This is a genomic window from Nocardia vulneris (assembly GCF_001613425.1).
GTDB lineage: Bacteria > Actinomycetota > Actinomycetes > Mycobacteriales > Mycobacteriaceae > Nocardia > Nocardia vulneris.
The window spans coordinates 33,305-56,969 of sequence record NZ_BDCI01000035.1 but is presented as its reverse complement, the minus strand read 5'-3'; the positions used below and the strand labels follow the sequence as shown (position 1 = coordinate 56,969).

At 68.3% G+C, this 23,665-nt stretch carries 28 protein-coding genes; 18 read left to right on the top strand and 10 right to left on the bottom strand.

The window, feature by feature from the left end; all coding sequences use genetic code 11:
* Positions 1–3: 3 nt before the first annotated feature.
* Positions 4–777 (top strand): imidazole glycerol phosphate synthase subunit HisF, encoded by a 774-nt coding sequence (gene hisF, locus NVU01S_RS30075; RefSeq protein WP_014983287.1) that lies wholly within the window; start codon positions 4–6, stop codon positions 775–777.
* Positions 778–1,027: 250 nt separating this feature from the next.
* Here the strand turns inward: hisF and NVU01S_RS30070 are convergent, their stop codons facing one another.
* Positions 1,028–1,348 carry a DMT family transporter gene (locus NVU01S_RS30070; RefSeq protein ID WP_042256058.1) on the bottom strand — a complete coding sequence of 107 codons (321 nt, stop codon included), beginning with the start codon at positions 1,346–1,348 and terminating at the stop codon, positions 1,028–1,030.
* A 35-nt stretch (positions 1,349–1,383) separates the two neighbouring features.
* Entirely contained in the window at positions 1,384–1,734 is a 351-nt protein-coding gene (locus NVU01S_RS30065) for a DMT family transporter (RefSeq protein WP_063048193.1), read from the bottom strand.
* Between the two features lie 72 nt (positions 1,735–1,806).
* Here NVU01S_RS30065 and NVU01S_RS30060 point away from each other — a divergent pair, with 72 nt between their 5' ends.
* The gene (locus NVU01S_RS30060; RefSeq protein WP_043683434.1) at positions 1,807–2,223 is read left to right on the top strand and encodes a MarR family winged helix-turn-helix transcriptional regulator; all 417 of its coding nucleotides are present in this window, start codon (positions 1,807–1,809) and stop codon (positions 2,221–2,223) included.
* Between the two features lie 20 nt (positions 2,224–2,243).
* Positions 2,244–2,591: a phosphoribosyl-AMP cyclohydrolase gene (hisI, locus tag NVU01S_RS30055; RefSeq protein WP_042256056.1), complete on the top strand. Its 348-nt coding sequence runs from the start codon at positions 2,244–2,246 to the stop codon at positions 2,589–2,591.
* Between the two features lie 6 nt (positions 2,592–2,597).
* On the opposite strand, the gene NVU01S_RS30050 is transcribed toward hisI, so the two are convergent.
* The 4 genes from NVU01S_RS30050 to NVU01S_RS30035 form a co-directional block, all read right to left on the bottom strand.
* The gene (locus NVU01S_RS30050) at positions 2,598–3,032 is read right to left on the bottom strand and encodes a MarR family winged helix-turn-helix transcriptional regulator (RefSeq protein ID WP_226887431.1); all 435 of its coding nucleotides are present in this window, start codon (positions 3,030–3,032) and stop codon (positions 2,598–2,600) included.
* A gap of 202 nt (positions 3,033–3,234) precedes the next feature.
* Positions 3,235–3,816 (bottom strand): hypothetical protein, encoded by a 582-nt coding sequence (locus NVU01S_RS30045; RefSeq protein ID WP_042256055.1) that lies wholly within the window; start codon positions 3,814–3,816, stop codon positions 3,235–3,237.
* An 89-nt stretch (positions 3,817–3,905) separates the two neighbouring features.
* A complete protein-coding gene (locus tag NVU01S_RS30040) occupies positions 3,906–4,367 on the bottom strand; it encodes a peroxiredoxin (RefSeq protein ID WP_029902482.1) in 462 nt (153 codons plus the stop codon).
* 163 nt (positions 4,368–4,530) lie between these two features.
* The gene (locus tag NVU01S_RS30035) at positions 4,531–4,830 is read right to left on the bottom strand and encodes a hypothetical protein (protein ID WP_014983295.1); all 300 of its coding nucleotides are present in this window, start codon (positions 4,828–4,830) and stop codon (positions 4,531–4,533) included.
* Positions 4,831–5,004: 174 nt separating this feature from the next.
* Between NVU01S_RS30035 and NVU01S_RS30030 the strand changes: the two genes are divergently transcribed.
* The 12 genes from NVU01S_RS30030 to NVU01S_RS29975 all read left to right on the top strand — a co-directional run bounded on the left by NVU01S_RS30030 (position 5,005) and on the right by NVU01S_RS29975 (position 19,013).
* Positions 5,005–6,564: an anthranilate synthase component I gene (locus NVU01S_RS30030; RefSeq protein WP_043682623.1), complete on the top strand. Its 1,560-nt coding sequence runs from the start codon at positions 5,005–5,007 to the stop codon at positions 6,562–6,564.
* A gap of 230 nt (positions 6,565–6,794) precedes the next feature.
* A complete protein-coding gene (locus NVU01S_RS30025; RefSeq protein WP_082032482.1) occupies positions 6,795–7,526 on the top strand; it encodes a TIGR02234 family membrane protein in 732 nt (243 codons plus the stop codon).
* Positions 7,527–7,709: 183 nt separating this feature from the next.
* A complete protein-coding gene (trpC, locus tag NVU01S_RS30020) occupies positions 7,710–8,528 on the top strand; it encodes an indole-3-glycerol phosphate synthase TrpC (RefSeq protein WP_042256053.1) in 819 nt (272 codons plus the stop codon).
* The gene (trpB, locus tag NVU01S_RS30015; protein WP_042256051.1) at positions 8,525–9,787 is read left to right on the top strand and encodes a tryptophan synthase subunit beta; all 1,263 of its coding nucleotides are present in this window, start codon (positions 8,525–8,527) and stop codon (positions 9,785–9,787) included. The genes trpC and trpB overlap by 4 nt, the downstream gene beginning before the upstream one ends.
* Positions 9,788–9,860: 73 nt before the next feature.
* On the top strand, positions 9,861–10,661 hold the full coding sequence (gene trpA / locus NVU01S_RS30010) for a tryptophan synthase subunit alpha (protein WP_014983300.1): 801 nt from the start codon (positions 9,861–9,863) through the stop codon (positions 10,659–10,661).
* Between the two features lie 107 nt (positions 10,662–10,768).
* Positions 10,769–12,223, top strand: a complete 1,455-nt coding sequence (gene lgt / locus NVU01S_RS30005; protein ID WP_043682626.1) for a prolipoprotein diacylglyceryl transferase — start codon at positions 10,769–10,771, stop codon at positions 12,221–12,223.
* Between the two features lie 576 nt (positions 12,224–12,799).
* On the top strand, positions 12,800–13,315 hold the full coding sequence (locus NVU01S_RS30000) for a TM2 domain-containing protein (RefSeq protein ID WP_226887430.1): 516 nt from the start codon (positions 12,800–12,802) through the stop codon (positions 13,313–13,315).
* A gap of 326 nt (positions 13,316–13,641) precedes the next feature.
* On the top strand, positions 13,642–14,370 hold the full coding sequence (locus NVU01S_RS45040) for an amino acid ABC transporter substrate-binding protein (protein WP_029902465.1): 729 nt from the start codon (positions 13,642–13,644) through the stop codon (positions 14,368–14,370).
* 12 nt (positions 14,371–14,382) lie between these two features.
* Positions 14,383–15,051: an amino acid ABC transporter permease gene (locus NVU01S_RS45035; RefSeq protein WP_042256045.1), complete on the top strand. Its 669-nt coding sequence runs from the start codon at positions 14,383–14,385 to the stop codon at positions 15,049–15,051.
* Between the two features lie 73 nt (positions 15,052–15,124).
* On the top strand, positions 15,125–16,447 hold the full coding sequence (locus tag NVU01S_RS29985) for a hypothetical protein (protein ID WP_043682629.1): 1,323 nt from the start codon (positions 15,125–15,127) through the stop codon (positions 16,445–16,447).
* Between the two features lie 223 nt (positions 16,448–16,670).
* A complete protein-coding gene (pyk, locus tag NVU01S_RS29980) occupies positions 16,671–18,089 on the top strand; it encodes a pyruvate kinase (protein ID WP_029902459.1) in 1,419 nt (472 codons plus the stop codon).
* Positions 18,090–18,092: 3 nt separating this feature from the next.
* Complete coding sequence (locus NVU01S_RS29975) at positions 18,093–19,013, top strand: acyl-CoA thioesterase (protein ID WP_052281429.1); 921 nt, start codon at positions 18,093–18,095, stop codon at positions 19,011–19,013.
* A gap of 66 nt (positions 19,014–19,079) precedes the next feature.
* On the opposite strand, the gene NVU01S_RS29970 is transcribed toward NVU01S_RS29975, so the two are convergent.
* The 3 genes from NVU01S_RS29970 to NVU01S_RS29960 all read right to left on the bottom strand — a co-directional run bounded on the left by NVU01S_RS29970 (position 19,080) and on the right by NVU01S_RS29960 (position 21,005).
* Positions 19,080–19,499 carry a hypothetical protein gene (locus NVU01S_RS29970; RefSeq protein ID WP_043682635.1) on the bottom strand — a complete coding sequence of 140 codons (420 nt, stop codon included), beginning with the start codon at positions 19,497–19,499 and terminating at the stop codon, positions 19,080–19,082.
* Between the two features lie 136 nt (positions 19,500–19,635).
* Entirely contained in the window at positions 19,636–20,253 is a 618-nt protein-coding gene (locus NVU01S_RS29965) for an arsenate reductase/protein-tyrosine-phosphatase family protein (RefSeq protein WP_043682638.1), read from the bottom strand.
* A 239-nt stretch (positions 20,254–20,492) separates the two neighbouring features.
* A complete protein-coding gene (locus NVU01S_RS29960; RefSeq protein ID WP_014983310.1) occupies positions 20,493–21,005 on the bottom strand; it encodes a phenylacetaldoxime dehydratase family protein in 513 nt (170 codons plus the stop codon).
* Positions 21,006–21,171: 166 nt separating this feature from the next.
* On the opposite strand from NVU01S_RS29960, the gene NVU01S_RS29955 reads away from it, so the two are divergent.
* From NVU01S_RS29955 to crcB, 3 genes are all read left to right on the top strand, one after another.
* Complete coding sequence (locus NVU01S_RS29955) at positions 21,172–21,819, top strand: hypothetical protein (protein WP_043682641.1); 648 nt, start codon at positions 21,172–21,174, stop codon at positions 21,817–21,819.
* A 557-nt stretch (positions 21,820–22,376) separates the two neighbouring features.
* Positions 22,377–22,901, top strand: coding sequence for a fluoride efflux transporter FluC (locus NVU01S_RS29950; RefSeq protein ID WP_043682643.1), 525 nt, complete (start codon positions 22,377–22,379; stop codon positions 22,899–22,901).
* Positions 22,898–23,263, top strand: coding sequence for a fluoride efflux transporter CrcB (crcB, locus tag NVU01S_RS29945; RefSeq protein ID WP_043682646.1), 366 nt, complete (start codon positions 22,898–22,900; stop codon positions 23,261–23,263). Before NVU01S_RS29950 ends, crcB begins: the two co-directional genes overlap by 4 nt.
* A gap of 6 nt (positions 23,264–23,269) precedes the next feature.
* Here the strand turns inward: crcB and NVU01S_RS29940 are convergent, their stop codons facing one another.
* Positions 23,270–23,665 carry a VOC family protein gene (locus tag NVU01S_RS29940; RefSeq protein ID WP_029902444.1) on the bottom strand — a complete coding sequence of 132 codons (396 nt, stop codon included), beginning with the start codon at positions 23,663–23,665 and terminating at the stop codon, positions 23,270–23,272.

The following is a 23,665-nucleotide window of genomic DNA, read 5'->3' as shown; positions in this document are numbered from 1 at the left end:
GCAATGACGTTGGCGGTACGCGTGATTCCGTGTCTGGATGTCGACGCGGGCCGGGTGGTCAAGGGCGTGAACTTCGAAAACCTGCGCGACGCGGGCGATCCCGTCGAGCTGGCCGCGACCTATGACGCGCAGGGTGCCGACGAACTCACCTTCCTCGACGTCACCGCCTCGACCGGCGACCGCGGCACCATGATCGATGTGGTGACCCGCACCGCCGAGCAGATCTTCATCCCGCTCACCGTCGGCGGCGGCGTGCGCACCGTCGACGACGTGGACCGGCTGCTGCGCGCGGGCGCGGACAAAGTGTCGGTGAACACCGCCGCCATCGCGCGTCCCGAGGTGCTGCGCGAAATGTCGGAGCGGTTCGGCTCGCAGTGCATCGTGCTGTCCGTCGACGCGCGCACGGTGCCCGCGGGGCAGCCCGCGACGGCGTCCGGCTGGGAGGTCACCACCCACGGCGGTAAACGCGGCACCGGCATCGACGCGGTCGAATGGGCTACCCGCGGCGCCGAATTGGGTGTCGGGGAGATCCTGCTGAACTCGATGGACGCCGACGGCACCAAGGCCGGCTTCGACCTCGCGATGATCCGCGCGGTGCGCGCCGCCGTCACCGTGCCGGTGATCGCCTCCGGCGGCGCGGGTGCCGTCGAGCATTTCGCCCCCGCGGTCCAGGCCGGCGCCGATGCCGTCCTGGCAGCCAGCGTCTTCCACTTCGGCGAACTCACCATCGGCCAGGTAAAGGACTCGATGCGCGCCGAGGACATCGTCGTCCGTTAGTCCGTGGAACCAGGGCTGCCGAGATGCGGCAGGTCACCCGTCGATCTGCCGAACTCGCCGGATCTTTTACCCGCCAACGACTTTCGCTGAACAATCCCGCTGATCGGCCGCGACTGCCGCGGCTGCGACTCGCTGTAGTCGCGCTGACTGTTGCCGGTGGATCGCGGCGGGGCGGAAGGGGCGCAACGGGTCTCGTTGGAACGAGCACGACCCGCTCAGCCCTTTGGGCCGAGCGGGTCATCGGGTGCGTTCAGGCGCCTGCGGCCACTTTGAGCAGGACCGCGCCGGCGATGATCGCGGCGAAGGACACGATCTTGGGCAGGGTGATCTTCTCGTGGTAGACGAGCGCGCCGAGGATGACGGTGCCGAGGGCGCCGACGCCGGTCCAGATGGTGTATCCCACACCGACATCCAGGGTGCGCAGCGCGAGGCTCAGCGTGAAGATGCCGCCCGCCGCGGCGACCAGGGTGAAGACCGAGGGCCACAGTTTGGTGAAGCCGTTGGTCGCGTTGGTGCCGAGCGCGAACGCGATCTCGAAAACGATGGCGATGCCGAGAAATAACCAGGCCATGACGAAAACTCCTGTGCTGGTGGTGAAGTGGGGGATCAGACGGTGACGGGCTGGGCGGCGCGAGCGGCGAGGGTGTCGGCGAGTTTCAGGCCGAGTACGCCGCCGATGATCAGCACGAAGGCGAGCACCTTCCAGACGTTCAGCGTCTCGTGGAAGATCACCGTGCCGAGGGTGACGGTGCCGACCGAGCCGATGCCGGTCCACACGGTGTAACCCACTCCGACGTCGAGGGTGCGCAGCGCGAGGCTGAGGAAGAAGATGCCGCCCGCCGCGGCGGCCGCGGTGAGCAGGGACGGGCCGAGCACGGTGAATCCGTGCGTGGCGTTGGTCGCCAGCGCGAAGACCACTTCGAACACGGCGGCGATCAGCAGGTAGATCCAGGCCATCGGAACAGCTCCTTATTTGTATGTATATGCAACTAAGTTGCGCGAGGAGAAGTATGCATGTACAAATAACTTGTGTCAAACACGGTGCGGGACGAGGAGATGTGGAGTCGGCTGTCCGCCTTGTATGTCCAGGTGGAAAGCCGATTGGCGACGGCGGTGCAGCGGGGGCACGGGCTCGGGTTGTCGGAGTTCCGTGCCCTCGGGTTCCTGCGCGAGGCCGAGGACGGCGAACTGCGCATGCAGGATCTGGCGAACCGGCTCGGGCTGAATCAGAGCTCGGTGACCCGGCTCGTCGGACGGCTCGACGCCGCGGGCCTGGCCTACCGCGATCTCTGTCCGGACGATCGGCGCGGGGTCTACACGGTGATCACCGACGAGGGACGGGCCCGGTACGAGGCGGCCCGCGGCACCTATCGTGACACGCTCGCCGCGGCCCTGGACGAATCCGACGACGACACCGTGGCCGCCCTGCGCCGGGCCCGGGTCTGAACTTTGCTATAAACGGTCACATGAGTCTCGATCCCGCCATCGCCGCCCGGCTCAAGCGCAACGACGCAGGCCTGGTGTCCGCCGTCGCGCAGGAGCGCGGCACCGGCGACGTGTTGATGGTCGCGTGGATGGACGACGAGGCGCTGGCCCGCACGCTGGAAACCCGCAAGGCGACCTACTTTTCGCGCTCGCGGCAGCAGTACTGGGTCAAGGGGGAGACCTCCGGCCACACGCAGTACGTGCACGAGGTCCGGCTCGACTGCGACGGGGACACCGTGCTGCTGGTCGTCGATCAGGAAGGCGCGGCGTGTCACACCGGGACGCACACCTGCTTCGATACGGACGTGCTGCTCGCCGATCCGGCCTAGGCGGGCTTAGGTGCCGCGTTCCGCGGCGCCGCCGGTGTCGGGGCGGCTGAGCGCATCGGTCAGATGATCCGCGAGCAGCTCGCTGAGTTCGGCGAGCTGCGCCGTCTGCTCCGGCTCCAAACCGTCGAAAACCATGTGCCGCACGGCATCCAGGTAACCGGGGGCCGCCTCGACCACCTTGTGGTAGCCGTCGTCTGTGAGTACGGCCTGCACGCCACGGCGCCCGGCGGTAGCCGAGCGTTGCGCCCAGCCCATCCGCTCCAGCTTCGACACCACATGCGAAAGCCGTGATAGCGATGCATTTGCCTTGTGTGCGAGGTCACTCATCTGCAGCCGATGCCCCGGTTCCTCGGACAGCAGGGTCAAAACCCAGTACTCGAAATGGGTAACCCCGGATTCTCGTTGCAGCTGCGTGTCCAAAGCGCCTGGTAGACGTGTCATCAGCGCAACGACCGCGCGCCAAGCTCGTTGTTCTACGGGGTCTAACCACTTCGTCACTGGTGTGCCTTCTTTCAAGCCAAGTGACGTGGTTTTGTTAGTAAGACTAGCGATTATTGAAAAGCGTGTTCACAGTCACCCGTGACTCTGAGTTTGCCACGACTTCGCTCGACCGTCATGGAGTTGGCAGGTGAGGTGAGTTCACTCACAGACCGCCGGGCCCGGTCATGGGTTTTGCCGCATCGGCGGGCGGGGTCGCTTGTGCATGTGCACGCTTCGGATGCCGCCTGCGCCACCACCGTGAGACGGTCAGCGCCAGCACGGCCAGCCAGATCACCGCCGCGACGATCGCGCCGACCAGCGTCGCGCCCCGGAAGGCGGGCGCGTCGACGTCCAGAATCCGTTGTCCGGCATGGGCGGCGTTGCTGCCGCCGAGCACGATGGTCAGCGTCATCAGATTGGGAATCGCGACCAGCGCGGCGATCACCACGGCCGCGCCCGCCAGGAACCGGCCGGCCCGGCGGCGCCACACCCGCCCCGCGAAGAGCAGCAGAAGCAGCGGGACGAGGGTGCATACGCCGCCGTAGACCAGTCCCCAGCCGATGCCCTTGGCGAAGCTGCCGTTGACCATCTCCGCGATCCGCTGCGCCCACCAGCGCGGAATGAACGCCGAGAGGATGAAATAGGCGACGAACAAGAGGACGAGCAAAGCCAGCCCGCCGGCGAGCCAGGTCCGCCACGCGGGACCGGTCGATTTCTGCTCCAGCTGTCCGTCGGTCGCAGTCATGACCCCAGGGTAAGCCGGGTGCGCGGCGGAAACGGGCTGATCTTCCCGGCGTTTCGGTACGTCCGTGCCGGGATTTGCGGCGCGCTTGCCTACTTCGCGCGCTCGCGCAGGAACTTCAGCGCTTCGTCGGCGTGCACGTTGGCCCGCAATTCGCCGGTGATGATCTTGCCGACGGTGCGGTCCTGGTCGATGACGAAGGTCTGGCGCTTGACCGGGGCCAGCTTGCCGAGCAGCCCGCGCTTCACGCCGAACTGCGCGGCGACCACGCCGTCCGGATCGGAGAGCAGGGGATAGCCGAGGCGCTGCTTGTCGGCGAAACCGGCCTGGGTCGCCACCGCGTCGGCGCTGATGCCCGCACAGGACGCGCCGAGCGCGGCGAAATCGGCGGCCACATCACGGAAGTGGCAGGCCTCCGCCGTGCAGACCGGCGTGTTGGCGGCGGGATAGAAGAAGAGCACCAGCGGACCGTTCGCGAGCAAGGCGTCGAGCGAACGGAGCGTGCCGGACTGATCGGGGAGCTCGAACTGGGGAGCGAGCTGGCCTGTCTGCATGAAAGAGACAGTACTGCGCCCGTGCCCCGCGGGCGTGGCCTGTGTCTCGCGTCCCGGCTGTCGAGACTTGCGCCTGCGGGCGCGTGCGCTTCGACAGCCGGGACGCGAGACGGGCCGCGAACGGCGCTCGCCGGACTCGCGTCCGGGCGCGGTCCGACCGGAATCACACTCCGATGAGAGCCGCTACTTCCGGGTTCTTGACCTGCATGACGTCGAGGATGCCGTGGGCACGCAGGAACGGCTTGAGTTCCTTGAGCCGGTCGGCATGCATGGCGTACTCGTCCGGAAAGTGGTTCCGGTCCAGCGATTCGAGCGCCTTCGCGTAGGTGACGAAGGTGGCTAGCGCGCTCTGCGCGCCCGCCGCCTGCGCGGCCTTGTTCGACTGCAGTCCGACCATCCGTGGGGGCTGGTTCGGCGCACCGCCCGGTGCGGCGTGCCTGCCCTCCGGTTGCGAGGGGTACATCAGTTGACTCCTCTCGATATGGATACCGCGTGCGAGATGGAACGGAGCGAGTGTAGAGACGTCGATCACAGCGCCGCGCGCGGCATCGGAACCGGGCGGTTGCTTTTGTGAGGGAAGTGAACGGAGTCAGGGTGCGCGCGAAAAAGCGCTGGGGGTACCTGGGATGATGGCCCCATGCACGGCGCGTCGACTCCCACCACCACGACCCGCGAACAGTTCCATCAGCTGGCCGCGGCCCATCGAGTGGTACCGGTGACCCGAAAGGTGTTGGCGGACTCCGAAACTCCGCTCTCCGCGTACCGCAAGCTGGCCGGCGACCGGGCGGGAACCTTCCTGTTCGAGTCCGCCGAGAACGGGCGCTCGTGGTCGCGCTGGTCGTTCATCGGCGCGGGCAGCCCCTCGGCGCTGACCGTGGTGGACGGCGAAGCGGCGTGGCTCGGCAACATCCCGGTCGACGCCCCCGCGGGCGGCGATCCCCTGGTGGCCCTGCGGGAGACGCTGCAACTGCTGCGCACCGAGCGGCTGCCCGGCCTGCCGCCGCTGACCAGCGGCATGGTCGGCTATCTCGGCTACGACGCGGTCCGGCGCATCGAACGCCTGCCCAACCTGGCCCTCGACGATCTGCAACTGCCCGAGATGGTGCTGCTGCTGGCCACCGATCTGGCCGCGTTCGACCACCACGAGGGCGCCATCACCCTGATCACCAACGCGGTCAACTGGAACGGCACCGCCGAACGGGTCGACGAGGCCTACGACGAGGCGCTGGCCCGCCTGGACCGGATGACCGAGGCCCTCGCGGCTCCCGCGCCCTCGACGGTCTCGGTGTTCGACCAGCCCGACCCGGAGTACCGGCGCAAACGCACCACCGAGGAATTCGGCGCCGGTGTGCGCCGCCTGGTCAAGGAGATCGAGGCGGGCGAGGCGTTCCAGGTGGTGCTCTCGCAGCGCTTCGAGATGGACTACGACGGCGCCCCGCTGGACCTGTACCGCATGCTGCGCGCCTCGAACCCGAGCCCGTACATGTACCTGCTGCACATCCCGGACGGCGACGGCGGCACCGCGTTCTCCATCGTCGGCTCCAGCCCCGAATCGCTGGTGACCGTGAAGGAGGGCGTCGCGACCACCCATCCGATCGCGGGCACCCGCTGGCGCGGTGCCACCGAAGAAGACGACATCCTGCTGGAGAAGGGCCTGCTCGCCGACGAGAAGGAGAACGCCGAGCACCTGATGCTCGTCGACCTCGGTCGCAACGATCTCGGGCGGGTCTGCCAGCCGGGCACCGTGCGCGTCACCGAGTACCGGCACATCGAGCGCTACAGCCATGTGATGCACCTGGTTTCGACGGTGTCGGGCCGGCTCGCGCCCGGCAAGAACGCGCTCGACGCGGTGCGTGCCTGCTTCCCCGCGGGCACGCTGTCCGGCGCGCCGAAGGTGCGCGCGATGGAACTCATCGAGGAACTCGAGCCCACCCGGCGCGGCGTCTACGGCGGCGTGGTCGGCTACCTCGACTTCGCCGGCGACGCGGACACCGCGATCGCCATTCGCACCGCGCTGCTGAAGGACGGGACCGCGTACGTGCAAGCGGGCGCGGGGGTGGTCGCCGACTCCGATCCCGAGTACGAAGACGTCGAGGCCCGCAACAAGGCCATGGCGGTGTTGCGCGCGATCGCCTCGGCGAAGACGGTCCGCGCGTTCGGTGCGGAACCGGACGCGACGATCGGCGACACCGCATGAGCGAAGCCGAGCCGAGCCGAGGCGCCGCGGATTCGAACCGGGCTGCCGCGGATTCGGGCCGGGCTGCCGCGGACTCGAACCGGGGTGCCGCGGATTCGAACCGGGGTGCCGCGGACTCGGGCCGGGCTGCCGCGGACTCGGGCCGGGCTGCCGCGGACTCGGGCCGGGCCTCGACGGATTCGAGCCGAGCCACTGGGGATTCGAGTCAGGCCGCAGGGGATTCGAGCCCGATCGCCGACGTCCAGGACACGACCGGCGCACCCGGCACGCGACGCAAGTACCCGATCGGTCCGCTGGTCCTGCTGGCTTTCGCCGCCGCGGCACTGTGGGGCGCCTCGCGACTGACCTGGGTGACGGTCACCTCCTCGGACGGCCTCACCGAGCCGCGCACCGATCGCCTCAACGGCGGCGTCTGGTTCGGCGCGCTCACGCCGCTGGCGCTGGTGCTGCTCGCGTCCGTCGCGGCGGTGCTGGCCACTCGCGGCTGGCTGCGCCGCGTGCTCGGGGTGCTCATCGCGCTGGTCGCCGCGGTTGCCGCGGTGCCCGCCTTCGCGCTGCTCACCAGCTCCGGCAAGATCGCCGAACGCGCCGCGACGCTGGCCGAACTGCCGGCCAGGGCGCAGGTGGAGCAGGCGACGACCGCGTCACTGCCCGCCGTGCTCGCACTGCTCGGCGCGCTTGCGGCGTTCGTGGCGGGCGCGCTGCTCACCCGGATGCCGCAGGACACCGCGCGCCTGTCCGGCAAGTACGACAACCCGGTGTTCCGGCGCGCGGCGGCCACCGAACAGGTCACTCAGCGCCGCGACGCGCAGGCGGGCACGGAACCGAACTCCGGTCAGCTGTCCGAGCGGGTGCTGTGGGACGCGCTGGACGCGGGCACCGACCCGACCGAAGACGCCGTGACCTCGGACCGGCGACCGGACGAGGCGGACACGGGCGAGGCGGGCGGTCGTGCCCGCTGAGATATCCGCGCGCGGCGACTGTGGTGGGCCCCACCTTGCGCGCGGATTGGTTGCCTGGTCCACAACAAGACCCGCCGAAAACGCGGCCGGTACGTCCATTTATTCTTGGTCAGCATCGGTGAGACAGCGCCTGGGGGGATTCTCAGGTAGCAAGTCCGTCTCCCCAGAAAGGATTCGAGCCAGATGACGGTACTCGACTCGATTCTCGACGGGGTCCGCGCGGATGTGGCCGCTCGGGAAGCCCTCCTCGATTTTCAGGCGATCAAGGCGGCCGCAGCGGCGGCGTCCAGCCCGCTCGACGCGCGCGCGGCACTCCTCGAAGACGGTATCGGCGTCATCGCCGAGGTGAAGCGGGCCAGCCCCTCCAAGGGCGAACTGGCCGACATCCCGGACCCGGCCAGCCTGGCCAAGGCGTACGAGGACGGCGGCGCGCGGATCATCAGCGTGCTCACCGAGGGCCGCCGCTTCCACGGGTCGCTCGACGACCTCGACGCGGTCCGCGCCACGGTGAACATCCCGATCCTGCGCAAGGACTTCGTCGTCGGCCCGTACCAGATCCACGAGGCCAGGGCGCACGGCGCCGACGTGATCCTGCTGATCGTCGCGGCGCTGGAGCAGGACGTGCTGTCCTCGCTGATCGACCGCACCGAATCGCTCGGCATGACCGCGCTCGTCGAGGTGCACACCGAGGAAGAGGCCGACCGCGCGCTGGAGGCGGGCGCGTCGGTGATCGGGGTGAACGCGCGCAACCTGAAGACGCTCGAGGTCGACCGCGACGTGTTCGCGCGGATCGCGCCCGGCCTGCCCACCGAGGTCATCCGGATCGCCGAGTCCGGCATCCGCGGCACCGCCGACCTGCTGGCCTACGCCGGCGCGGGCGCCGACGCGGTGCTCGTCGGCGAGGGCCTGGTGACCAGCGGCGACCCGCGTGCCGCGGTCTCCGAGCTGGTGACCGCCGGTACCCACCCGTCCTGCCCGAAGCCCGCGCGGCGGGGCCGGTGACGACGGTGAGCGGTCTACCCGCGGCCAGCGAGGGCGTCGCGCACCGCAGCGCGCACGAGCCCGACACCGGCGGCCACTTCGGCGTCTACGGCGGCCGGCATGTGCCCGAGGCGCTGATGGCGGTCATCGAAGAGGTCACCGCGACCTATGAGAAGTCCCGGCTGGACCCGGACTTCCTGAACGAACTCGATCGGTTGCAGCGGGACTACACCGGGCGGCCGTCGCCGGTGTTCGAGTGCACCCGGCTCGCCGAGCACGCGGGCGGCGCCCGCATCCTGCTCAAGCGGGAAGACCTGAACCACACCGGTTCGCACAAGATCAACAACGTGCTCGGTCAGGCGCTGCTCGCCAAGCGGATGGGCAAGACCCGCGTGATCGCGGAGACCGGCGCCGGCCAGCACGGCGTCGCCACCGCCACCGCGTGCGCGCTGCTCGGCCTCGACTGCGTGATCTACATGGGCGCCGTCGACACCGCGCGGCAGGCGCTGAACGTGGCGCGCATGCGCCTGCTCGGCGCCGAGGTGATCTCGGTGACCACCGGTTCGCAGACGCTCAAGGACGCCATCAACGAGGCGCTGCGCGACTGGGTAAGCAACGCCGACGACACCTACTACTGCTTCGGCACGGCCGCGGGCCCGCATCCGTTCCCGATGCTGGTGCGCGACTTCCAGCGCGTCATCGGGCTGGAGGCTCGGGTGCAGGTGCAGGAGTCGACCGGGCAGTTGCCCGACGCCGTCGTCGCCTGCGTCGGCGGCGGCTCCAACGCCATCGGCATCTTCCACGCCTTCATCGACGACGCCGAGGTCCGGTTGATCGGATACGAGGCGGCCGGTGACGGTGTCGAAACCGGAAGGCACGCAGCCACGTTCACCGGCGGCACGCCGGGCGCGTTCCAGGGCGCGTACTCGTACCTGCTGCAGGACGAGGACGGCCAGACCATCGAGTCGCATTCCATCTCGGCCGGTCTGGACTACCCGGGCGTCGGCCCCGAGCACGCCTACCTCAAGGACATCGGCCGCGCCGAATACCGCCCGGTCACCGACACCGAGGCGATGGACGCGCTGCTGCTGCTCAGCCGCACCGAGGGCATCATCCCGGCGATCGAGTCCGCGCACGCGGTCGCGGGCGCCCTGCAACTGGGCAAGGAACTCGGCCCCGGCTCGATCATCCTGGTCAACCTCTCCGGGCGCGGTGACAAAGACATGGACACCGCGGCGCGCTGGTTCGGGCTGTTGGATGAAGGGGCTAGTCAGTCATGAGCGAGCGAAGTGAGCGAATCATGGGCACAGCGTCCGTGACGTCGACGGAGCCGAGCGTCAGCGAGGCGCAGTCGTGAGTCAGCAGTCTCGCCTTGCTAATACCTTTGCCGCAGCGCGCGGTGAAGGGCGGGCCGCGCTCATCGGTTACCTGCCCGCGGGCTACCCCGATCTGGCCGGTTCCATCGAGGTCTGCCGCACCATGGTCGAATCCGGTTGCGACATCGTCGAAGTCGGCGTCGCCTACTCCGACCCGGTGATGGACGGCCCGACCATCCAGGCCGCCGCCGATCAGGCGCTGCGCGGCGGGGTGCGGGTGCGCGACGTGTTCTCCGTCGTCGAGGCGATCACCGGGGCCGGCGGCCAGGCGGTCGTCATGAGCTACTGGAATCCGGTGCTGAAGTACGGCGTCGACCGTTTCGCGCGCGATCTCGCCGCCGCGGGTGGCGCCGGAATCATCACGCCCAACCTGATTCCCGACGAAGCCGACGACTGGTTCGTCGCCTCGTCCACGCACAACCTGGACCGCATCTTCCTGGTCGCGCCGTCCTCCACCGAGGAGCGCCTGGTGAAGACGTTGGAGGCGTCACGCGGGTTCGTCTACGCGGCGTCGACGATGGGTGTCACCGGTGCGCGCGACGTGGTCTCCTCGGCGGCGCCCGCGCTGTGCGCTCGGATCCGGGCACACTCCGATATCCCGATCGGCGTCGGTCTCGGCGTGCGCTCGGGGGCGCAGGCAGCCGAAATCGCTTCCTACGCAGACGGAGTCATCGTCGGCTCGGCCCTGGTGAGCGCCGCGGGCGAGAGCCTGGACGCGGTGCGCGCGCTGACCGCCGAGCTGGCCGAGGGCGTGCGTTCGGCGACTGTCGCGTCGTAGTCCCGAGGGGTTCCGCAGCAGAGTTCCGCGGGGCGTGACGGCTCCCCAGTAGGCCGCCACGGTGCGGTGGTTCCAGCGCGCTGCGCGATCTCCGCTACGGTGGCCCCGTGACCTTACGAGTCCTGGCGTACATTCCCAGCCCCCCGCAGGGCGTGTGGCACATCGGTCCCTTCCCGCTGCGGGCCTACGCGCTGTGCATCATCCTCGGCATCATCGTCGCCATCTGGTGGGGCGAGCGGCGGTGGCGCGCTCGCGGCGGGCAGCCCGGCACCATCCTGGACGTCGCGATGTTCGCGGTGCCGTTCGGTCTGGTCGGTGGCCGGCTGTATCACGTCGCCACCGACTGGCAGAAGTACTTCGGCGCCGACGGCGACCCCAAAGCCGCGCTGGAGATCTGGAACGGCGGCCTCGGCATCTGGGGCGCGGTGCTGCTCGGCGGCGTCGGCGCCTGGATCGGCTGCCGGGTGTATCGAATCCCGTTGCCCGCCTTGGGCGACGCGATCGCGCCGCCGATCCTGCTGGCCCAGGCGATCGGCCGGCTCGGCAACTATTTCAACCAGGAGTTGTACGGCCGCACCACCGAATTGCCGTGGGGCCTAGAGATCTACTTCCGCTACGACGACAACCTGAAGCCGGACGCGATGAACGGCGTCTCCAACGGCGTCGTCGACAAGGTCGTGCATCCGACCTTCCTGTACGAACTGCTCTGGAACGTGCTGATCGTCGTGCTGCTCGTGCAGCTGGACAAGCGCTACCGGATCGGGCACGGCCGGCTCTTCGCGCTCTACGTCGCGGGTTACAGCTTCGGCCGCTTCTTCGTCGAGCTGATGCGCGACGACGAGGCCACCAAGATCGCGGGCATCCGCATCAACTCGTTCACCTCCGCGCTCGTATTCCTCGCGGCCATCGCCTATTTCGTGTTCGCGACCAAGGGCCGGGAGACGGCCGAGCAATTGCAGCCCGCAGCCGAGCAGCGACCGTGGCCGTGGCAGCTCGGCGCGTTGCGCGCGGCGGCGGCGTCCGGCGCGGGTGCGGGTGCCGTTGCGCTGAGCAAGGATTCGGCCGACGAGACGGCGGCGGACGCGTCCACCGAGTCCGCGGACGAAGCTGCCGCGGATGAGCCGGAGGAGGTTGCCGCGGGCGGCGATGCGGCAGGGGACACCGCCGAGGCCGAGTCGGGTGCGACCGAAGCCGCTTCGACGTCCACCGGCAAGGCGGACAAGGCGACCACCGCAGACGCCGCGGCTGAGACGAGCGGGACCGACGCCGCGCCGGTGTCCACGGGCAAGGTAGCCGAGTCGACCACCGCAGACGCCGCGGCTGAGACGAGCGGGACCGACGCCGCGCCGGCGTCCACCGGTAAGGCAGCCGAGTCGGCCACCACGGATACCGCGGCTGAGACGAGCGGGTCGACCGCCACCGACGCCGCCTCGGAGTCCACCGGCAAGGCCGGCGAGACCACTGCCGAGGGCGCTTCGGATGATTCCGCCGAAGCCGCGTCCGCCGACACCTCCTTGTCGAAGGACACAGCAAAGGACACCACGGATACCGGCAAATCCTGACCGTCGCGCTGCCGCTGTGCGTACGGCGGCACCGTTCACGTCGGCGTGCACCGGCGTCGCCGACGGATCCTGGCAAGTCCTGCGCGGCGCGGTGCCGCTGTGCGTGCGGCGGCACCGTTCACGTCGGGGTGTACCCGGCGTCGCCGACGGATCCTGGCAAGTCCTGCGCGGCGCGGTGCCGCTGTGCGTGCGGCGGCACAGTTTCTGTCGGGGTGCACCCGGTGTCCTCGACGGATCCCGGCGAGTCCTGCGCGGCGCGGTGCCGCTGTGCGATGGGTCGGCACCGTTCACGTCGGGATGTACCCGGCGTCGCCGACGGGTCCCGGCAAGTCCTGCGCTGCGCGGTACCGCTGTAGCTGCGGCGGCCCGCGCACCGGTTTGCTCCGAATTTTCCGTGGCGGATAACGGAACCGCGGCACCGGCGATAATTCGGGAGAATGCCCCGAACGGTAAGGGGGCGACAAAACACGTCGGCCCGGCCAGAATGTCTCGTGATCGCCGCGAGCAGCTTCCCGCTCGGCGGATGGATCCATGCCGGGGGCCGATGAGGGAGCGCCCCGGCCGACTGAGGAGGACATGTCAGTGACCGACCCCTACCAGCAGAACCCCGGTGCAGGCGGCCCGCAGTACGGCCCGCCCGGTACGGGTCCGGACCTGAACAAGCCGCAGGACACCGCAGGCCAGCCGCAGTACGGCCAGCCCGCCGACGCTTACGCGCAGCCCGCTGATCCGTACGCGCAGCCGCAGTACGGTCAGCCCAACCCGTACGGCCAGCAGCCGGGCGGCTACCCGCCCGCCGCCTACGGCCAGCCGCAGGGCTACAACCCGAACGATCCGGAAGCCCCCTTCGGCCGCGACCAGTTCGGTGTGCCCTTCTCCGAGAAGCAGAAGCTGATCGCCGGCCTGTTGCAGATCTTCCTCGGCAGTTTCGGCGTCGGCCGTTTTTACACCGGCTACACCGGCATCGCCATCGCTCAGATCGCAGTCACCTGGCTGACCTGTGGTGTCGGCTTCATCTGGCCGCTGGTCGACGGCATCCTGATGCTGGTCGGCAAGGTGCCCGACAGCGACGGTCGCCCGCTGCGCGACTGAGCCATCCGATCGAGACGGCGGGCACTTCCGGGTGCCCGCCGTCTTTGTGGCATCGGGTCAGGTCGCCCCTGCCTGGGAGAGCTCTTGCCGAGGACGAAGAACCCGGCGCGACGGCAGCAATAGACACGGAAGCAATAGCCGCCGATCCAGTCCAACTGATCGACGCGCAGACCCGGTTGGACCGTACAACCGTTTTGCGCACCATGATCGATATAGGGTTCTTCGCAGAAATACCGGCGTAGCCTTGGCCGGATTTGCGTGTTGTGTGTGGAGCTCCATACACCGAAGAGAGGGAACCCGTGCGTCGCAAGCTGTTCGCCGCCGCCATGCTCGCCATCGTCGCCGCCACCGGGCTCACCGCCTGCGGCAGCAGCAGCGATCCGAATGTGTTGAAGGTCGGCACCGAGGGCACGTACTCGCCGTTCAGCTTCCAGGGCGCGGACGGCAAGATCACCGGTTACGACGTCGAGGTGATCCAGGCGGTCGGCGAGAAGCTCGGCAAGAAGGTCGAATTCGTGCAGACGCCGTGGGACGCCATCTTCGCGGGCCTCGAATCCAAGCGGTTCGACCTCGTGGCCAATCAGGTGACGATCAACGACGAGCGCAAGAACAAGTACGCGCTGTCGAGCCCGTACACCACCTCCGACGGCGTGATCGTCACCCGGTCGGACAACAACGGCATCACCACGCTGGCCGACCTGAAGGACAAGACCTGCGCCCAGTCGGCGACCAGTAACTGGGGCAAGGTCGCGGCGGGCGCGGGCGCGAAGGTCGAAGCGGTGGAGGGTTTCGTGCAGGCCATCCAGCTGCTGAAGAACGGCCGGGTCGACGCCACCGTCAACGACTCCCTCGCCGTCGCCGAGTACACCAAGAAGACCGGTGACAACGGCGTGAAGATCGCGGGCAAGACGGGCGAGACCAGCCAGCAGGCGTTCGCCGCCCGCAAGGGTGACGGGCTGATCACCGATGTCGACAAGGCGCTCACCGAGCTGCGCGCCGACGGCACGCTGGCCAAGATTTCGGACAAGTACTTCGGCACCGACGTCAGCAAGTAGCCGACGCCGTTCATGGATGCCGCCACTCGGGAACTGATCTGGCACAACCTGTGGCCGATGCTGCAGGCCACGGTCAACAAGACGATTCCACTCACCGCGATCAGCTTCGTCATCGGTTTGGTGATCGCGTTGTTCGTGGCGCTGGCCCGGATGTCGCCGGTGTGGCCGCTCTCGGCGGCCGCCCGGTTCTACATCTCGATCATCCGGGGCACGCCGCTGCTCGTGCAGCTGTTCATCGTGTTCTACGCGCTGCCACAGTTCGACATCGTGATCGATCCGTTCCCCGCGGCGGTGATCGCGTTCAGCCTCAACGTCGGTGGTTACGCGGCCGAGATCGTCCGCGCGGCGATCCTGAGCGTGGCGAAAGGGCAGTGGGAGGCCTCGCAGGCGCTCGGCCTGCGCTATCCGCAGATGATGCGGTTGGTCATCCTGCCGCAGGCCTCGCGGATCGCGGTGCCGCCGCTGTCGAACACCTTGATCTCGCTGGTCAAGGACACCTCGCTGGCCTCGACGATCCTGGTCACCGAGCTGTTGCGGGTCGCGCAGCTGGCCGCGGCCCCGACGTTCGACTTCTTCGCCCTCTACGGCGTGGCCGCGGTCTACTACTGGGTGATCTGCCTGATCCTCGGTTTCGGCCAGACCCGCCTGGAGACCCGGCTGGCCCGGCACGTCGCCACCTGAGCCACCCTTCCTTTCCCGGCTTGGCTGCCCGCGTGCCGAAAGCTACTTTGGCCGGGATCGGAAGGAGGCGGCGGTGGACGGCTGGTACGTGCTCGAAGCCAGTGCGCCGCATCGTTATCGGGTGCCATGGGACGACGAGCTGCCGATAGCAGTGCCGGTCGGCGTGCCGCTGGACAAGCATTACTTTCGCGGCTTCCTGATCTACCGGGCGTGGCGCGGACAGTGGTTTCTGCGGCTCCGGTGGGCGGCACGGCCGCCAGGGAAAGCAGATCGGCCGACGGCGTGTGACGACTGCCTGCTCGCGGTAGGACCGATGAACGAAGTCGTCGTCGAGGTGCGGCGCACGGTCGACGGCCGGCCGCGCCGATATCGCGTCGCGCGGCGCGGGGCGGCCGATTCCTCGTCGCGCACAGTGCGATTCGATCTCGGCCGTGCGGTCACCGCCCGGGCCGATGAGATATTCGACGTCGAGCAAGCGGGTGCGTTGTTCCTCGCCTACTACCGCGCCGGGACCGTTCCGGACGCGGAATACACACTGCGCGAACTGGATTCCGCCGAAGGGCGGACCGAATTCGGTGCGCAGACCCACGTCCTGACCGTGGACCACGGGTGCTATCGGCCGGTGCTCGCGACGGTTGCCGAGGGTGAATTCGCGGCGCTGCTGCCCGAAGCCGAGGAGGATCCCGAACTCGGCGACGAATCCGCGGTGCTGGTCCTCGCCACCCTCCCACCGGGCCGGGCCTGGGCGGACCTCGATGACGAGGAGGTCGCTGAAGGTGCTGAGTTTCTGCAGGTCGCCGGGTCAGGCGGTCGCTACCTGGTCGAGTGGCGGCTGTGGGACGGTACGGAGTACCGGCAGTTCGCGATCGGCCGGCATGCCACCTCGCCCGTCGAGGTCATGCGAGAGTCATTGCGGCAGTCCGGCGAATGGTTGGAGCAGATTCAGAACGATATGGACGAGCTGTCGGTGGCGATGGATCGGATCGAGTTCGATGCGGTCGAATGGGTAACAATCGAGGTGGCGTCCGCTGTGCTCGTATCGGAGGACGGGACACCGCTTCTTGTGCCCGAGTCGGCGGCGGACAACGCGACAGTGCCGGCCGATGAGCCGCTGGCGCCTGTCATCCCGCTACGCGCACAGGAACCGGGTGGGGTCGCGGTGGCTGCCGACGACTCGGGCACGGACGCGGAGGACCCGGCGGTGGACGACTGCGTCCCGCAGATCTCCGTACCGACCGCCGACGTCCCGATCCACTTCGACAATTGCGTGGAGTACGTCTACCCGAACGAGGTCTTCGCCCCCGCCGAGGTGGACGTGCTCCTCGTGCACTACACCCGCACCGGGAGACTCCCGGAACTCGGCTTCAGCTACCGCGAGGTCTCTCTCGAACGGTGACGCGGGACCGTTCGCGGACGCCTCGATTTCACCCGGTTCCGCCCCGCGGATTTCTACCAGCGAGTAACATTTTCCGGCGTCGTTTCAAATATGTACCGCTGGCCTGCGGTGTTGCGCCATTCGTAACAGTTGTAGGTTTCACCAAGTCGCGATCGTTTTTTTCACCCAGCTTTCACCTGGGGCACAGCAGGCTATGGCTACCCCGCGGGACTAGGCTCTACCCGTGATGCGACGGACGAAGATTGTGTGCACGCTCGGCCCGGCTACTGCCACCGAGGACCGTATCCGCGAACTCGTCGAGAGCGGCATGGACGTGGCTCGGCTGAATTTCAGTCACGGCGAACACGCGGATCACGCCGAAAACTACAAGAAGGTGCGGCAGGCTTCCGATCACCTCGGCAGAGCGGTCGGCATTCTGGCCGACCTGCAGGGGCCGAAGATCAGGCTGGGCCGCTTCATCGAGGGCAAGACCGTCTGGGCGACGGGCGAAGAGGTCAGGATCACCGTCGACGACATCGACGGCACGCACGACAGGGTCTCCACCACCTACAAGGAACTCGCCAAGGACGCCAAGCCCGGTGACCGCCTGCTCGTCGACGACGGCAAGGTCGGCCTCACCGTGATCGAGGTCGTCGGCAACGACGTGGTCTGCCGGGTGACCGAGGGCGGCCCCGTCTCGAACAACAAGGGCGTCTCGCTGCCCGGCATGGACGTCTCGGTGCCCGCGCTGTCCGAAAAGGACATCGAGGACCTGGAATTCGCGCTGAAGCTCGGGGTCGACTTCATCGCGCTGTCGTTCGTGCGGTCCCCGTCCGACGTCGAGCTGGTGCACGACGTGATGGACCGGGTCGGCCGCCGGGTGCCGGTGATCGGCAAGCTGGAGAAGCCCGAAGCCATCGACAACCTGGAAGCGATCGTGCTCGCGTTCGACGCGGTCATGGTCGCCCGCGGTGACCTCGGCGTCGAGCTGCCGCTGGAGCAGGTGCCGATCGTGCAGAAGCGGGCCATCCAGATGGCGCGCGAGAACGCGAAGCCGGTGATCGTGGCCACCCAGATGCTGGAGTCGATGATCGAGAACTCGCGCCCCACCCGGGCCGAGGCCTCCGACGTGGCCAACGCGGTGCTCGACGGCGCCGACGCGGTGATGCTCTCCGGCGAGACCTCGGTCGGCGCCTACCCGATCGAGACGGTGCGCACCATGGCGCGCATCGTGCACGCGGTGGAGACCGAGTCGACCCGGGTGCCCCCGCTGACCCACGTGCCGCGCACCAAGCGCGGTGTCATCTCCTACGCCGCCCGCGACATCGGCGAACGGCTCAACGCCAAGGCGCTGGTCGCGTTCACCCAGTCCGGCGACACCGTGCGCCGCCTGGCCCGGCTGCACACCCCGCTGCCACTGCTGGCGTTCACGCCGCTGCCGGAGGTGCGCAGTCAGCTCGCGCTGACCTGGGGCACGGAAACGTTCATCGTGCCGACGGTGGACAGCACCGACGCTATGATCCACCAGGTCGATGTAGCACTTCTCTCAATGGAGCGATACCAAAAAGGTGATCTGGTGGTAATCGTCGCGGGCTCCCCGCCCGGTACTGTCGGTTCCACTAACCTGATCCACGTACATCGCATCGGCGAGGAGGATCACTAGTCTATGAGCAGGTCTCTCGGTGGCACGGTGGTCGACGCGTCGACCGCCGGACGGTCTGATCTCGACGTTTTACTCGGTCTGCTCGATCTGGAGCAGATGGACGAGGACGTGTTCGTCGGTCAGCACCCGGAGAAGGTGTGGAGCCGCACGTTCGGCGGTCAGCTGGTCGCGCAGGCGATCATCGCGGCTGGCCGCACGGTCGGCGACCGGCCCGTGCACGCGATCAACGCGCATTTCGTGCGCGGTGGCGACACGAAGAAGCCGATCGAGTACCGGGTGGACCGGCACCGGGACGGTCGCGCGTTCGCCAACCGCACCGTCACCGCCTACCAGGACGACCAAGAGCTCTTCGTGATGCTGGCGGCGTTCCAGGACTGGAACAAGGGGCTCGAGCACGGGCACCCGCTGCCGGAGGTGCCCGACCCGGAGACGCTGCCCCGGGTGGAGGAGAGCTTCCAAGGCTTGGAAGACAAGCTGGAGATGTTCATCAAGGCGCCGCATCCGATCGATATGCGCTACACCAACGACCCGGCCTGGATCCTGAAGGGCACGGGGGAGCGGCTCAATCACAACCGGGTGTGGATGCGCACGGACGGGCAGCTGCCCGACGATCCGCTGTTGCACGTGGCGGCGCTGGGCTATTCCTCGGACACCACCGTGCTGGATTCGATCATCACCACGCACGGCCTTTCCTGGGGCCTGGACCGGATCGTCGCCGCGACGGTGAACCATTCGATCTGGTTCCACCGGCCGTTCCGGTTCGACGATTGGGCGCTCTACGCCACCGAATCCCCGGTGGCCTCCGGTTCGCGCGGGTTGGCCACCGGCCGATTCTTTTCCCGCAGTGGCGAGTTGCTCGCCACCACCGTGCAGGAGGGCCTGATCCGGCACTTCCCGGCGCGTTCGACCACCACCGCGGGCTGAACCCACCGCTGTCCCGGCGACCCGAGTCGCCGGGCACAGCGGACGGTGGGAGTTGCCGGGTAGCAGTCAGATTCGTTCGCGCTCGGTGTCGAGATCGACATCGGCGCGTTCCATGGCGCGAATCGTGAACGGAATCCTGGCACCGGGTTCGGTGCGCGCGACGCCGGAGATCCCGTGCCGCAGTTGCTGTTCCAAGCGCGCCATCGCGGCGTCGGTGAGTTCGGCGCGGGCGCCGACCAGGCTGAGCGCGATCTCATAGGTGCCGCGGTCGCCCGGATCCTGCTCGGGATGCGCCGTCCGCCACTGGGTTTCGAGGGCGTCGTGGGCCGGGTCGTCGGTGTCCACCGGCAGGGTGAAGCGCCACGCGAACACCTCTCGATCCTGGAGATGCTCGTCGACCACCTCGCGGACGGTCTGGACGACGCGTTCGAGGGTTTCCGATGTCACATACACATGGAGCGAAACATCCGAAATGCGTTTCGGCATGTCTGATTCCTGTCGTGTGTCGAACCAGCAACGGCGGAAGTTGTTGTCCGCGGGAGTGTAATCCCTCGCGCCCGGAAATGGACGTAGCAGCCCTGCATTGCTGTGTCGAACTGCGCAATTGCCGCGGCGTGCGCGCTTATCGGCGGTGTGCGGCGAGGAAAGAAGCCAGCGGCGCGGATTCCAGGCGCGGCTCGATGATCAGGCCGGACAGCTCGGCGCCGGCCGGACGCGGCTGCTCGTGCGGGGCCAGGGCGAGGACGAGCGGTACCAGCGCTTCGGCGATCCGGTCGCCCACCTCGCAGTAGGCCTGTTCGGACAGGCCGATCGGGTCGGCGATGTTCTCCCGGCCGACCAGCGCGAGATCGTTGCGCGCACGGTGCAGTTCGGCGATCGAGCGCGCGCCGGTCACGTGTGCGATGCGGTGTGCCTCCAGCAGCGTGAAGGTGCGCGCGGCCACCCCGAAGCCCATCTCGCTCACCTGGTCGCGGATCTGCTGGGTCATCGTGAGGACCAGATCGGCGTTGTCCACCATTTCCGGCTTCAGCCGGCGGGCCTTGAACTCGCTCGCGTCCGCGCCCAGGCCCTCGATCGCCTGCGCGGCCAGCGGTTCGACCGGAAAGCCCACCAGCGCACGGGTTCCCGCGCTCTCGGCGGTCACATTCGGCAGCGCGTGTTCGACGGCGAGAGCGCGGGTGACGCGCTCGGCAATTACCGAACGGCAAACATTGCCGTTGCAGACGAACAGGACGTGCATAGGGATACGGTAAACGTTCGAATACGCCGTGGATGTCCGAGAACCGCCGAATTCGGTTACCTGGACGAGTGTTCATCTGCAGGTCGGGCGCCGTACACGAACTGCGCCGCACAAAGTCTCGGATCGAGATGTGCGCCGCATTCATCGGATGATCATGGGCAACTGTGTTCCCCTGCACTTACCCCACCCGCAGTGTATCGAAACACATCGTTGTGATTGCCTCGTGATCGGCGTGACCGTTAGTCGAATTCGTTGCCGTAGAGCGTCTTCTCGTCCACCACGGGCGCGACCTTGGCGGGCTTGTCGTACACCCGGCCGCGGGTGCTGAACATCCGGCCGCGCGAGTCGACCACCGGCGCGAACCGTGCCATCCCGGTCGGGCGCGCCATATCGTCGTACATCGCGTCGATGCCGCCCCGCATGAAGTACGCCTCGTGCCAGAACCCCGCGCCGCCGGAGTCGCGCAGGAATCGGTGCCACCACTCGCGGTGCGGGTCGGACCGGGTCCAGCGCTCCAGGCTGTCCAGATCGCGCCAGTACTGGCGCGCGCCCCAGTGCGGCGGGAACAGCGACCAGATCACGTCTTCGTGCAGCAGCAGCCCGTCGGGCCGATCCTGGTGCGAGCGATACAGTTTCGGGCCGAGCCCGAGCAGCCGCAGCAGCCCGCGTGGCTTGTGCACCCGCATCCCCAGGTAGATGACCACCAGATCCGGATAATCCCGCAGATCGACCGTCGTCCTGTGCACCCGCATCGCAACCTCCGCTGACTCGGGCCTCCTATCACCCTATGCGTTGAATACGAGACGCAAGAGCGATCAGTTCAGATCGGTCCGCGGCGTCCACGGAAAGCCCTGGCGGCCCGGCGTGGCGCGTCGGCGGTTACCCGGTCCTGTCGGTGCGCACCGCTAATCTGCGGAGATGGCCACACCGGACGCGGCACTGCGCCGCCTGCTGCGCGATATCGGAAAGCTCTTGCAGCCGTACGGGTTCGAGGGCTCCGAGCCCAGCTGGGTGCGGGTCGAGGAGGGCGGTGTGGCGGTGGTCGGCCGCACCAGGGCGTTGCGGTCCTGGACCGACGGACAGCAGGTGCTGCGCTTCGGTTTGAGCCTGCGGGTCACGCCGACCGCATGGTGGGAATTCGGCAATTGGCGCGCCGCGCAAGTGGGCCGCGCACCCAGTCCGCTCGAGGCGGCCACCGGTCCCGACCTGATCGCCGACGGCCTGCCCGAATCCATGACCGAGTTGTGGTCGCTGCGCACGGAACCCGACCAGCCGGGCCAGGTGCACAGCGGTGATGTCGAGGCCATCCGCGCCGAGCTACCCCGTCGCGTGCACGCCTACGCCCGCCGCGCCCGCCAACTCCTGGAGCCCGACCGCTACCTGGACGAACTACTGGCCCAGCCCGACCGGCAGGTCGCGACCTGGGAGGCGATCACCGTCTTGCTCGCCGAGCGCGGACCCACCCCGGAACTCGACGACGCCCTCGACCAGTTGCGCGCCCTCGCCCCCTCGAACCACGCCGACGAAGTCCTGGCCTACGCCCGCTCCCGAGCCGCGGTCGCCTGAGCTGTCGCGGTGTGCTCGAACAATGCCTCGTTCGGCGCGGGGTGCCCGCGCAACGCCTCGAAAGTCGCGGTGTGCTCGAACAACGTTTCGTCCGGGCGCGGTGTTCGAGCGCTTCGCCTGTGATGCGGTGTTCGGGGCGACCCGTCGGGCGCAACTGCCCGTGCTTCGATTGTTGTTGCCTCGTGCGGTCGGCGCTCGGTAGCCGCCGTCCGATCACCAAGCTGATTCGATAGGTGGGAGTCGCCTGTGGCCGCGCGGTGTTCGGGCGCTTCGCCTGTGAACCAGTGTTAGAGGCAACTGTCAGCCGATCTGTCCGCGAGCCATCGCATCGCGTGCGCTCTCGCCGCTGTTGCGGGGTTGGCCGCGAGATTGCTGCCCCGGCTTCCGGGCGGGACTCGGGCGAGAACTATCATGGAAGAGCTGCGGCATCGCTCGTCGAGGGGTGTCGCGCGGCGGTGGGGCCCGCCGTACCCGAACCGCGGCGATGTTGCCGACAACGGTCCCTGCTTGTGATGGCACGCGCCCGCTGCGGGCGCTACACGAGTGGGAGCCACGGCATGACGACAACGGGTACCGGCTGCACGCAGACCGATATCGATCCCGATCTCTTCGACCCCGCACCGCTACGCGCCAGAGTGGGCGCGCAGGCACCGATCTTGGCGGTTATCGCGCTCGGCGGTGCGCTCGGCGCTGCGCTGCGCTACGGCGCGGCCCTGATCTGGCCGACCGCCCCGGGCGCATTCCCGGTCACCACGATGATCGTCAACATCACCGGGTGCGCGGCCATGGGGATCTTCATGGTGCTGATCACCGAGGCCTGGACCGCGCCCCCGCTGCTGCGTCCCTTCGTCGGGACCGGCCTCCTCGGCGGCTACACCACGTTCTCCACCTACGCCGCCGACAGCGACCACCTCATCCAAACCGGTAGTCCGGCAGTCGGTTTGGCGGTGTTGGTGGCCACGCCGGTGGCGGCCCTCGTCGCGATCTGGACCGCCGCCGGGCTCGCCAGGCGGTTCATCGCCCTCGGTGCGCGGCGTGTCACGCTCGATGTGCAGGTCAGCGAGCCGGAGGACGCGCAATGAACTGGGTCCTCGTCGTCGGCGCCGCGATGGTCGGGGCACCGGTGCGCTATCTCGCCGACCGGTTCGTGCAGCGCCGGCACGACAGCCTCTTCCCGTGGGGCACGCTCGCGGTCAACACCCTCGGCTGCCTGATCCTCGGCTTCCTCACCGCGACGGCGCGGGCGGACTCGCATCTGCAACTGCTGGTCGGCACCGGTTTCTGTGGTGCGCTGACCACCTACTCGACCTTCTCGTTCGAGTCGGTCCAGCTGGCCCGCAATCACGCCCGTTTCTTGGCCGTCGCCAACATCGTCGGCAGCATCATCACCGGGTTGGGTGCGATCTTCCTCGGATCGGCACTCGCCCAAGCCATTTGGGGCTGAGCTGGCTCAGGCCCCGGGCTTGTGCTCGGCGATCTGGATGAGGTTGCCGCAGGTGTCGTCGAGGACGGCGGTGGTGACGGTGCCGTGGTCCAGCGGCGCCTGGGTGAACCGCACGCCGAGCCCGCGCAGCCGCTCGTACTCGGCGTGGATGTCGTCGACGGCGAAGGAGGTGAACGGGATACCGTCCTCGACCAGCGCGTTCTTGAACGGGCGCGCCGCCGGATGGGCGTCGGGCTCCAACAGCAGTTCGACACCGTCGGGGGCCTGCGGGGAGACGACGGTCAGCCAGCTGTACTCGCCGACCGGCACGTCCTGCTTCTTCACGAAGCCGAGTTTCTCGGTATAGAAGCGCAGTGCCTTGGCCTGATCGTCGACCCACACACTGGTGACGTTGATGCGCAT